Consider the following 10,349-nt stretch of genomic DNA (forward strand, 5'->3'; position numbering starts at 1 on the left):
GCCCGGGGCGGGGGCGGGGGGTTAATGCGAGCCCCCCCCCCGGGGGCCCGGGCCCTCCCCCCCACCCGCCCACCCCCCCCGCGGGTGCCCCCCCCCCGGCGTTCGCCGTGCGTCCGCGGGCCGCCACCGGGCGCCCGCCCGGGTCACCAGGCGGTTCGGGAGGCCTTGTCCTCGGACGGGAAGAGGATCCACAGCGCTATGTAGAGCAGGAACTGCGGGCCGGGGAGCAGGCAGGACAGGACGAAGACGACACGCATCGTCGTCGCCGAGGTGCCGAAGCGCCGTGCCAGCGCAGCACAGACTCCGCCGATCATGCGGCCGTTCGTGGGGCGGGCAAGGGCGGTCATGGTGGCTCCTTCGCGAACCGTCGTCGAGTGCCGGCGGGGCCGGCTTCGTCGTTCTCATCGGCGCCTTCACCGATGTCCTCAACGCTACGAGGACGACGTGCGCGACACCTCGCTCCAGGGAGCGATCCCGACCCTGGCAATCGTCGGGGTCCGACCCTGAGCCGGGTCCTCCCGGAGGACGGCCGCGCGGCGCCGCGTCTCGGCCCTGCGGCGGAACCGGGCCCTGAGGGCGGGTACGACCGCGAGATGCGCGAGCGCCACGCCGAGGGTGTTCAGAATGATCGAGTCGATGTCCACGACCTGGCCCGGCACCCCGGTCTGGAGCAGTTCTATGCCCAGGGACAGCAGCACGCCGGCGGCGGTCGTCCGCAGGAGCGAACCGAGGGGGGAGACGGCGAGCCTGCCCCCCGCCATCGGGAGCAGCACACCCAGCGGGGCGAGCAGGCCGAGGCCCGCGGCGATACGCCGGGCGGCCATCTCGGGGCCCAGTGCGAGGTCGGCTCTGATACCCGCGAAGGGCCGCAGGTTGGCGGCGCTCACCCAGGGGACGTCCAGCGGCCGCAGCGTGATCCAGGCGACGAGCGCCAGGTGTGCGACGAGGAGGACACCTCCTGCCACACGGACGCGGGTGACGGCGCTGCCGTCCTCTGAACCATGACGCTGCACGCCCCCCAAGACGCGGGGTCCGGCACGATCGGTTCCGCTGCGATGGGTTTCGGACCCGTAGCGTTACGAACCCCGGACAGTCGTCGACGCCGGGGCCGTGTCGCCCGGGGCGGCGCGCATCTCCGGGGTGCACTCGTAACTGCGCAGGCCGGAGGAGGCGGGACCGCCCAGGACGACCGTGCCGTCGTCCCGCGCGGCGGCCGAGTCCGAGAAGGTGCAGACGATCTGGGCGAGTGCCGTCCGGGTGAGGTTCTGCGGCGGGGTGCTCAGCCGCAGTGTGTCCTCGGGGTCCCCGTCGTGGGGCCCGCCGACCGTCATGCCGCCGCGTACGTCCGTCGTGTACCCGGCCTGCTCCTCGGGCGTCGAGGGCGCCTCGGCGAGCTCGTCCAGCAGCGCCTGGGCCACCAGGACCCGGCGCGCCGACTCCGCCGTACCGTCCGCGATGCGCACCGACCGGTCGACCGTGACCAGTTGTTCCGAGCAGAGCAGGAAGACCTGGACCGGCACCCCGTGCGAGGACTGGGTGGTGATGTCCGGGCCGGAGAGGGCGCAGGGCACCCGGGAGGGCGCCGGACCGAAGTCGGTGGGCACCTGGGTGGGACGGATACCGCACCCCGCGAGGAGCACGCCGAGCAACGGAACGGCCAGCCAGGGCAGCACCCGCCCCCGGGAGGCGGTGCGCGTCCGTGGGCCGGTGGGGTGTGCGGGGGTCATCCGGTGGAGCCTTCCGTGCCGTTCCCGTGCGCGGAGGCGTCCCGGCCCCGCGGGTGGTCGGCGAGCGATTCCGAGGGGTCCAGGGGGAGGCGCAACGTGAAGACCGCCCCGCCCTCGGGCGCGTTCGCCGCGGTGATCTCGCCGCCGTGGATGTGCGCGTTCTCCAGGGCGATGGAGAGGCCGAGACCGCTGCCCTCGGAGCGCGGACGGGACGCGCTGGCCTTGTAGAACCGGTCGAAGACATGCGGCAGGACGTCCTCGGGAATGCCGGGACCGTGGTCCTGCACCTTGATGACCAGTTCCTCGCCCTCCACGCGCACCGACACCCGCACCGGTGAACCGCCGTGCTTGAGCGCGTTGCCGATCAGGTTCGCCAGGATCACGTCGAGGCGGCGCGGATCGAGCCGCGCCATCATGCCGCGGACGGCGTCCAGCTCGACGGCGTCCAGCCAGGCGCGCGCGTCGATGCAGGCGGTGATCTGGTCGGCGATCTCCACGTCGTCGAGGATGAGCCGGGCGGTGCCCGCGTCGAAGCGGGTCACCTCCATCAGGTTCTCGACGAGGTCGCCCAGGCGTCGGGTCTCGCTGACGACGAGCCGTACGGCCGGCTCGATCATCGGGTCGACACTGCCGGTCTCCGCGTCCAGTTCCTCTTCGAGGATCTCGGTGACGGCGGTGATCGCGGTGAGCGGTGTACGCAGTTCGTGCGACATGTCGGCGACGAACCGGCGGGACGCCTCGTCCCGCGCGCTCATGTCCGCGACCCGCTTCTCCAGCGACTCCGCCGTCCGGTTGAACGTCCGTGACAAATCCGCGAGTTCGTCGGTGCCGGAGACCCGCAGCCGGGTGTCCAGCTTGCCCTCGCCGAGCCGGCGGGCCGCGATGCCCAGCCGGTGCACCGGCTTGAGGACCGTGGTCGCGGCGGCCTGGGCGAGCAGCGCCGAACCGATCAGCGCGAGCCCCGTCGCGATCCCCAGCGACCAGGCCAGGGAGTTGAGGTCCTTGGCCTCCGGCTCAAGGGACTTGAGCATGTAGCCGGTCGTGCTGCCGTCGATCACCCGGGCCCCGCCCACGAGGTACGACTTGTCGTGCTCGGTGATCCGCTGCCAGTACAGGTGGTACGCGGACGTGTTGGTCGAGGTCAGCGGCTGCTGCTTGTTCACCGCCTTCTGGAGGGACTTCGGTACGTCCTCCAGGGTGAACGTGTCCAGCTCGGAGTTGCCGGTGATCATCTTGCCGTCGGCGGCCTCGGCGGTCAGCAGCACACTGAAACGCTGGCTGCTGTTCGCCATCTGCCCGGCCGTGCGCTGGAGTTCGTCCTGCGCCGGGTGCACGGGCAGCATGCTCGCGTGGTTGCGCATCTCCTGCTGGAAGTCACGCAGCACCGCGTCCTGGGTGCGCGTCAGCACGGCCTCGCGGTTGAGCCAGTACGCGATGCCCGAGGCGGACACCGCGGCGGTGAGCGCGACGAGCCCGAACACCACGACCAGCCGCAGCCGCAGACTGGTGAAGCGCAGACCGGACAGCAACGCCTTGCGCGCCGCGGCCCAGCCGCGGAGCTTGTCCTGCGGTTTGGTCACTGAGGATTGTCCAGCCGATAGCCGACGCCGCGCACGGTACGGATCAGGGTGGGAGAGGACGGCACGTCCTCCACCTTCGCGCGCAGCCGCTGCACACAGGCATCGACCAGACGCGAGTCGCCCAGGTAGTCGTGCTCCCACACCAGGCGCAGCAACTGCTGCCGGGACAGGGCCTGTCCGGGCCTGCGGCTCAGCTCCAGGAGCAACCGCAACTCGGTGGGCGTCAGTTGCAGATCCTCACCGTTCTTGGTGACCGTCATCGCGGCACGGTCGATGACCAGCGAGCCGAACGACGCGGAGTCGTTCGCCTCCCGCTCGCCGCGGCGCAGCACGGCACGGATCCGGGCGTCGAGCACCCGGCCCTGCACCGGTTTGACGACATAGTCGTCGGCGCCGGACTCCAGTCCGACGACGACGTCGATGTCGTCACTGCGCGCGGTCAGCAGGATGATCGGAAGCTGGTCGGTGCGCCGGATGCGCCGGCACACCTCGAATCCGTCGATGCCGGGCAGCATCACATCCAGCACGATCAGATCCGGGCGCTGCTCGCGCAGCAGCTTCAGACCGTCCTCGCCGGTGGCAGCGGTGGCCACCCGGTGTCCCTGGCGCGTCAAAGAGAGCTCCAGGGCCGTCCGGATGGCGTCGTCGTCCTCGATCAGCAACAGGGAAGGCACGAACGTCATTCTGGCCCATGTCGTGCGTGTGTATCGACTGTTGGAGCGCTCCCACTCGTCTCCCGGCCCCAACGAGAGGTCTCGCGGGCGGCCGCCGGGGCCCAAGTGGTCATCTGCGTAGTCGTACCGCTCTTCTCTGTGATCGCGCTGTGCCGCGCCTGGGGGTGGGCCCTGTGACAGGTCTGTGACAGTCGGCGGACACGGCCATGAAGTGGGCCCGGCAAGCTTTTCGACACAAGGCAGGACGCACGACGGAACGAACCGAAGATCCGGGACTCCACGACGGGGGGCGCGAGATGAACACGCTGCACAGCACCAGCACTAGCGCAGTTGTCACGCGGCTCCACGACGTCACCCGGGCCACGGAGAAGTCCGGGAACGATGGGGGCACCTCCCTGCTCGAGCGAAGCCGAGAGCTTGGGGGAGGCCGGGGGTGCGCTCGCGGCGCCGGGCGTCAGCACACCGTGTACATGACGGTGGTTGACGGTTTCACGGGGGAGAACACCACGGCGCCCGCCGCCGTGGGCACGACGGGGGGGAAGGCTCACGGGGGAGCCGCGTACGGGGAGGGCTCGGGGGAGCGTCGTTCCGGGGCGGGGAGTGTGGAGGCCGAAGCGGCCTTCACCGCCTACGTCCAGGAGCGCCGCGCCTCCCTGTACGCAACCGCCTACCACCTGACCGGTGACCGCTTCGAGGCCGAGGACCTGCTGCAGAGCGCGCTGTTCTCGACGTACCGGGCCTGGGACCGGATCAGTGACAAGGCCGCGGTCGGGGGCTACCTCCGCCGCACCATGACGAACCTGCACATCAGCGCGTGGCGCCGCCGCAAGCTGAACGAGTACCCGACCGAGGAACTGCCGGAGACGGCCGGTGACACGGACGCGATGCGCGGCACCGAGCTGCGCGCGGTCCTGTGGCAGGCACTGGCCCGGCTGCCCGAACTCCAGCGCACCATGCTGGTCCTGCGGTACTACGAGGGCCGCACGGACCCGGAGATCGCGGAGATCCTCGGCATCAGTGTCGGCACGGTGAAGTCCAGCATCTGGCGCTCGCTGCGCCGGATGCGCGAGGACGAGGTCCTCAGCTTCGGCCGTGACGAGGAGGAGTCCTTCGGGGAGCTTGTCGCCTGAGGGTCACGGGGGGCCGGCTCCGGGGGGAGCCGGTGACGGGGGTCGGTTCCGGGGGGAGCCGACGCCGAACGGGGTCACGGGGAAACGGGTCACGGGGAATCGACCGTGTCACGGGGGACCACGGGGGAAACGGAAGAAGGTCCAGGCGGTCGGGGGTCCGCTTGGACCTTCTTTCGTTTTTCGGGGGAACCGGCGGCTACGCGGTCGCCGTGGGGGCGGACGCCCGCGGTGCGGCCGAGGGGGCCGACGCGGCCTTCAGCCGGCCGAGTGCCTCGTCCCGGTCGCAGGGGTGGGCGCCCAGGGCGGCCTGGCGCGCCACGATGGAACGCTCGGAGCGCATCAGCCGCCAGCCGCGCCGCAGCAGGAAGGGCACCGACTTGCGGCCCTCCTTCAGATCCCGCACGAATCGGCGCCGGAACGTGGTGACCGCGCCCCGGGACAGGCACAACGCGTCGGCGAGGACGCCGAGTTCGCGGCAGCGCCCGACGATCTCGGCGGCGAAGATCCCCTCCGCGATGAACAGCGGTGCCCCGTCGATGCCCAGGGCCTCGGTACCGGTGCGGGCGCTCAGGGAGATGTCGTAGACGGGGATGGTCGTACGTCCCGTACGGCACAGTTCCTCGATCGCGGCGAGGGCGGTGTCCGCGTCCCACGACTGCGGGTGATCCCAGTCGATGTCCTCGCTGCCCTCGACCTGGGGCAGCGTCGGGTCCGTGGCCTCTTTGTAGAAGTCGTCGAGGCGGAGCACGGGGAGCCCGGAAGCGGCGGAGAGAAGGGACTTCCCGGAGCCGGAGGGTCCGCAGAGCAGCACCACGCGGGCGGGTATCGGGAGAGGGGAACCCAATGGTCTGTACCTTCTGTGACAGGTCCGGCGGCGCCGCGCGTCGGCACGGCTCCCCGCCATTATCCCCGGCTTTGCCGTACGTGCGGACGGATGTCGGGCGGATGTGACGAGTGGCGCTGATATGCCTGTTGCCCCGCAGGAGCGAATCCGTCGCGGGGACCCCCCGGCCACGATCCGGGTCAACTACTCTGCGTGTCGCGGACATCGCACTCCGCGTTCGCTTCCCGTTCCTACATCACAGCTAGCCGAAGAGGACACACCTGATGGCGCGACACGCAGCCCAGCGGAACACCCTGGCCCGTACGACCGCGCGGATCGCCGCGACGGTCGGCGTGGTTGCCGCCGGTGCGGCCGCGGCCACCCCGGCCTTCGCGGAGACGGCCCCCGCCGTGGACGCCGTAGGCACCCGGCCCGCCTCGCTCGGCAGCCTCGACCCGCAGGCGGGACTCCAGGGGCTGACCGGGACCGTGGGGTATGTCACGGGTCCCGTCGAGGGTCTCAAGCCCAACCCGCTGGCCGGCACGGGTGTGGACCCGCTCGACAACGGCGTGGGCACCCAGGTCGCGGACTTCAAACCGCTGACCTCCAAGGCGCTCACCGGGCCGGTGGCGCAGGCGCAGTCGATCGGCGGCATCCCGGTGCTCGGCCAGGCGACCGGACTCCTCCACTGACCTCTCCCGCACGGGCCGTCGGCGGCCCCCGGGCATGAGAGAGCCGCGCTCCCCCTGGACGGAGGGGAAGCGCGGCTCTCTCGTGTCGCGGGGCCCCGGGGACACGGATCGGGGCCCCGACGTCTCAGCGCGTGCCCGCCCGGCGGGCCGGGCTCAGTAGGACGAGCCCGAGGCGCCCAGGGAGCCCGTCGGGTGCCAGACGGTCTTCGTCTCCAGGAAGGCCGTCAGGCGCTCGGTCCCGGGAGTCCGCACGTAATCCACAGCCTGTGGACGAACAACGCGCTTCAGGTTGTCCGCGGCCGCGATCTCCAGTTCCTTCGCCAGCACCTCGTCGGCGCCGGCCAGGTCGATCGCGTTGACGTCCTGGTGCGCGGCCAGCGGGGCCGCGATCTCCGCGGTCCGGCCGGACAGGATGTTCACGACACCCCCGGGTACGTCGGAGGTGGCCAGCACCTCGCCCAGCGACAGCGCCGGGAGCGGGGACTTCTCACTGGCGATCACGATCACCGTGTTGCCGGTGGCGATCACCGGGGCGATCACCGACACCAGCCCCAGGAAGGACGACTCCTGCGGCGCAAGGACCGTCACCACGCCCGTCGGCTCGGGGGAGGAGAGGTTGAAGTACGGGCCCGCGACCGGGTTGCCACCGCCCACGACCTGGGCGATCTTGTCGGTCCAGCCCGCGTACCAGACCCAGCGGTCGATCGCCGCGTCGACGACGGCCGCCGCCTTCGCCTTCGACAGACCCTCCGCCTCGGCCACCTCGCGGACGAACTGCTCCTTGCGGCCCTCCAGCATCTCGGCGACGCGGTACAGGACCTGGCCGCGGTTGTACGCGGTGGCGCCGGACCAGCCGCCGAACGCCTTGCGCGCGGCGACGACCGCGTCACGGGCGTCCTTGCGGCTCGACTGCGGCGCGTTCGCCAGCCACTTGCCCTTGGAGTCGCTCACCTCGTACACCCGGCCGCTCTCGGAACGCGGGAACTTCCCGCCCACGTACAGCTTGTAGGTCTTGAAGACGCTCAGACGCTGCTGCTCGGACTTCTCGGCTGCACTCATTTATCGCTCGCCCTCCGGGCTAGACGGGGCGAGGTACGCCTCCAGACCGTGCCGGCCGCCCTCGCGGCCGAAGCCCGACTCCTTGTACCCGCCGAACGGCGAGGTCGGGTCGAACTTGTTGAACGTGTTGGACCAGACGACGCCCGCGCGGAGCTTGTTCGCCACGGCGAGGATGCGGGAACCCTTCTCGCTCCAGATGCCCGCAGAGAGGCCGTACGGGGAGTTGTTGGCCTTGGCGACCGCCTCGTCCGGGGTGCGGAACGTCAGGACGGACAGCACCGGGCCGAAGATCTCGTCACGGGCGATGGTGTGCGCCTGGGTGACGTTCGTGAAGAGCGTCGGGGCGAACCAGTAGCCGGAGGACGGGAGTTCGCAGGCCGGGGACCAGCGCTCGGCGCCCTCCGCCTCGCCCTGCTCGACGAGCGTGGTGATACGGGAGAGCTGCTCGGCGGAGTTGATCGCACCGATGTCCGTGTTCTTGTCCAGCGGGTCGCCGAGGCGCAGGGTCGACAGACGGCGCTTGAGCGAGTCGAGCAGCTCGTCGTGGATCGACTCCTGGACCAGCAGACGCGAACCCGCGCAGCAGACCTGGCCCTGGTTGAAGAAGATGCCGCTGACGATGCCCTCGACGGCCTGGTCGATCGGGGCGTCGTCGAAGACGATGTTCGCGCCCTTGCCGCCCAGTTCGAGGGTGACCTTCTTGTGCGAGCCCGCGATCTGGCGGGCGATCGCCTTGCCGACGGCGGTGGAGCCGGTGAAGGCCACCTTGTCCACGTCCGGGTGCGCGACGAGGGCCGCGCCCGCGTCGCCGTACCCGGGAAGGATGTTGACGACACCCTTGGGCAGGCCGGCCTGGCGGCAGATGTCCGCGAAGAACAGCGCCGTCAGGGGCGTGGTCTCCGCGGGCTTGAGGACGACCGTGTTGCCGGTCGCGAGGGCCGGCGCGATCTTCCACGCCAGCATCAGCAGCGGGAAGTTCCAGGGGATGACCTGGCCCGCGACGCCCAGCGGGCGCGGGTTCGCGCCGAAACCGGCGTGGTCGAGCTTGTCGGCCCAGCCCGCGTAGTAGAAGAAGTGCGCGGCGACCAGGGGGAGGTCGGCGTCCCGGGTCTCCTTGATCGGCTTGCCGTTGTCCAGCGTCTCCAGGACGGCCAGCTCGCGGCTGCGCTCCTGGATGATCCGCGCGATGCGGAACAGGTACTTGGCGCGCTCGGAGCCCGGCAGCGCGGACCACTTCACGAACGCCTTGCGGGCGGCCTTCACCGCACGGTCGACGTCCGCCTCGCCCGCCTGGGCGATCTCGGAGAGGACCTCTTCGGTGGAGGGGGAGACGGTCTTGAAGACCTTGCCCTCGGCGGCCTCGGTGAACTCACCGTCGATGAACAGGCCGTAGGAGGGGGCGATGTCGACGACGGAGCGGGACTCGGGCGCCGGTGCGTATTCGAATGCGGAAGCCATGATGGATCAGTCCACCGTCACGTAGTCGGGGCCGGAGTAGCGGCCGGTGGCCAGCTTCTGACGCTGCATCAGCAGGTCGTTCAGGAGCGAGGACGCGCCGAAGCGGAACCAGTGGTTGTCCAGCCAGTCCTCGCCCGCGGTCTCGTTCACCAGGACCAGGAACTTGACGGCGTCCTTGGTGGTGCGGATGCCGCCGGCCGGCTTCACACCGACCTGCACGCCGGTCTGGGCGCGGAAGTCGCGGACGGCCTCCAGCATCAGCAGCGTGTTCGAGGGCGTCGCGTTCACGGCCACCTTGCCGGTGGAGGTCTTGATGAAGTCGGCCCCGGCCAGCATGCCGAGCCAGCTCGCGCGCCGGATGTTGTCGTACGTCGACAGCTCGCCGGTCTCGAAGATGACCTTCAGGCGAGCGGCGCCCGAGGCCTCCTTCACGGCGACGATCTCGTCGTACACCTTCAAGTATCTGCCCGCGAGGAACGCCCCGCGGTCGATGACCATGTCGATCTCGTCGGCGCCCGCGGCGACGGCGTCACGGACGTCGGCCAGCTTCACGGGGAGCGCGGCGCGGCCGGCCGGGAACGCGGTCGCGACGGAGGCGACCTTCACCCCGGAGCCGGCGACGGCCTCCTTCGCGACGGCCACCATGTCGGGATAGACACAGACCGCCGCCGTGGTGGGCGCCGTGCGGTCGGTCGGGTCCGGGAGGACCGCCTTGGCGCCGAGGGCCCGGACCTTGCCCGGGGTGTCCGCGCCTTCCAGCGTCGTCAGGTCGACCATCGAGATGGCGAGGTCGATGGCGTACGCCTTCGCGGTGGTCTTGATGGAACGGGTGCCGAGCGAGGCGGCGCGCGCCTCCAGGCCGACCGTGTCGACGCCGGGCAGCCCGTGGAGGAAGCGGCGCAGCGTGCTGTCGGACGCCGTCACGTCGCCGAGGGCGTGTGCTGGTGCAGAGGTGGGCATGGTCACCAGACGAGCATATCTACGCGCGTAGCGGCTTGTACAGCCCTGGGGTCCCCGGGGGATTTTTTGCCCGCGGGGCGGAGTCCCGCTCTGCCCTGCCGGGCGGGGGACTGTCCGGCTGCGGCCCCGGTCCCCCTCGCCACCAGCGTTTCTTCGCCCCCTCCGCCCCTACCCTCCCCCAAGGTCTCGGCTTCGCTCGACCAGGGGGGACCCCCATCACCCCCGGGGCTCCGCCCCAGACCCCGC

The 10,349-nt window shown here is 71.0% G+C and carries 11 protein-coding genes; 2 read left to right on the top strand and 9 right to left on the bottom strand.

All coding sequences use genetic code 11. The annotated features are described in order from the left end of the window. Nucleotides 1-143: 143 nt before the first annotated feature. The 5 genes from ACFXGX_RS42125 to afsQ1 all read right to left on the bottom strand — a co-directional run bounded on the left by ACFXGX_RS42125 (nt 144) and on the right by afsQ1 (nt 3,981). On the bottom strand, nt 144-347 hold the full coding sequence (locus tag ACFXGX_RS42125; protein ID WP_261709148.1) for a PspC domain-containing protein: 204 nt from the start codon (nt 345-347) through the stop codon (nt 144-146). 84 nt (nt 348-431) lie between these two features. Continuing rightward, nucleotides 432-1,013, bottom strand: coding sequence for a VanZ family protein (locus ACFXGX_RS42130; protein WP_384803447.1), 582 nt, complete (start codon nt 1,011-1,013; stop codon nt 432-434). Nucleotides 1,014-1,076: 63 nt separating this feature from the next. After that, nucleotides 1,077-1,727 carry a hypothetical protein gene (locus ACFXGX_RS42135; RefSeq protein WP_384803450.1) on the bottom strand — a complete coding sequence of 217 codons (651 nt, stop codon included), beginning with the start codon at nt 1,725-1,727 and terminating at the stop codon, nt 1,077-1,079. Then, nucleotides 1,724-3,307, bottom strand: a complete 1,584-nt coding sequence (locus tag ACFXGX_RS42140) for an ATP-binding protein (protein WP_384803453.1) — start codon at nt 3,305-3,307, stop codon at nt 1,724-1,726. The genes ACFXGX_RS42135 and ACFXGX_RS42140 overlap by 4 nt, the downstream gene beginning before the upstream one ends. Beyond that, the gene (gene afsQ1, locus ACFXGX_RS42145; RefSeq protein ID WP_037625670.1) at nt 3,304-3,981 is read right to left on the bottom strand and encodes a two-component system response regulator AfsQ1; all 678 of its coding nucleotides are present in this window, start codon (nt 3,979-3,981) and stop codon (nt 3,304-3,306) included. Before afsQ1 ends, ACFXGX_RS42140 begins: the two co-directional genes overlap by 4 nt. A gap of 296 nt (nt 3,982-4,277) precedes the next feature. Between afsQ1 and ACFXGX_RS42150 the strand changes: the two genes are divergently transcribed. After that, complete coding sequence (locus ACFXGX_RS42150; RefSeq protein WP_384803456.1) at nt 4,278-5,111, top strand: SigE family RNA polymerase sigma factor; 834 nt, start codon at nt 4,278-4,280, stop codon at nt 5,109-5,111. 196 nt (nt 5,112-5,307) lie between these two features. Here the strand turns inward: ACFXGX_RS42150 and ACFXGX_RS42155 are convergent, their stop codons facing one another. Beyond that, entirely contained in the window at nt 5,308-5,955 is a 648-nt protein-coding gene (locus ACFXGX_RS42155) for a uridine kinase (RefSeq protein ID WP_384803459.1), read from the bottom strand. A 263-nt stretch (nt 5,956-6,218) separates the two neighbouring features. Between ACFXGX_RS42155 and ACFXGX_RS42160 the strand changes: the two genes are divergently transcribed. Beyond that, complete coding sequence (locus ACFXGX_RS42160) at nt 6,219-6,626, top strand: hypothetical protein (protein WP_384803462.1); 408 nt, start codon at nt 6,219-6,221, stop codon at nt 6,624-6,626. A gap of 153 nt (nt 6,627-6,779) precedes the next feature. Here the strand turns inward: ACFXGX_RS42160 and ACFXGX_RS42165 are convergent, their stop codons facing one another. The 3 genes from ACFXGX_RS42165 to deoC are packed head-to-tail and all read right to left on the bottom strand — an operon-like array spanning nt 6,780 to nt 10,103. Next, entirely contained in the window at nt 6,780-7,685 is a 906-nt protein-coding gene (locus ACFXGX_RS42165; protein WP_384803465.1) for an aldehyde dehydrogenase family protein, read from the bottom strand. Then, the gene (locus tag ACFXGX_RS42170) at nt 7,686-9,143 is read right to left on the bottom strand and encodes an aldehyde dehydrogenase family protein (RefSeq protein WP_384803468.1); all 1,458 of its coding nucleotides are present in this window, start codon (nt 9,141-9,143) and stop codon (nt 7,686-7,688) included. It abuts the gene before it with no gap. A 6-nt stretch (nt 9,144-9,149) separates the two neighbouring features. After that, nucleotides 9,150-10,103, bottom strand: a complete 954-nt coding sequence (gene deoC, locus ACFXGX_RS42175) for a deoxyribose-phosphate aldolase (RefSeq protein WP_384803471.1) — start codon at nt 10,101-10,103, stop codon at nt 9,150-9,152. Nucleotides 10,104-10,349 lie beyond the last annotated feature (246 nt).

The sequence above is a fragment of the Streptomyces sp. NPDC059371 genome, assembly GCF_042751995.1.
In the GTDB taxonomy this organism is placed as follows: domain Bacteria; phylum Actinomycetota; class Actinomycetes; order Streptomycetales; family Streptomycetaceae; genus Streptomyces.

Coding starts and splice junctions, on each gene's coding strand:
- ACFXGX_RS42125 (WP_261709148.1), bottom strand. CDS start 347: ATGACCGCCCTTGCCCGCCCCACGAACGGCCGCATGATCGGCGGAGTC.
- ACFXGX_RS42135 (WP_384803450.1), bottom strand. CDS start 1,727: ATGACCCCCGCACACCCCACCGGCCCACGGACGCGCACCGCCTCCCGG.
- ACFXGX_RS42150 (WP_384803456.1), top strand. CDS start 4,278: ATGAACACGCTGCACAGCACCAGCACTAGCGCAGTTGTCACGCGGCTC.
- ACFXGX_RS42160 (WP_384803462.1), top strand. CDS start 6,219: ATGGCGCGACACGCAGCCCAGCGGAACACCCTGGCCCGTACGACCGCG.
- ACFXGX_RS42165 (WP_384803465.1), bottom strand. CDS start 7,685: ATGAGTGCAGCCGAGAAGTCCGAGCAGCAGCGTCTGAGCGTCTTCAAG.
- ACFXGX_RS42170 (WP_384803468.1), bottom strand. CDS start 9,143: ATGGCTTCCGCATTCGAATACGCACCGGCGCCCGAGTCCCGCTCCGTC.
- deoC (WP_384803471.1), bottom strand. CDS start 10,103: ATGCCCACCTCTGCACCAGCACACGCCCTCGGCGACGTGACGGCGTCC.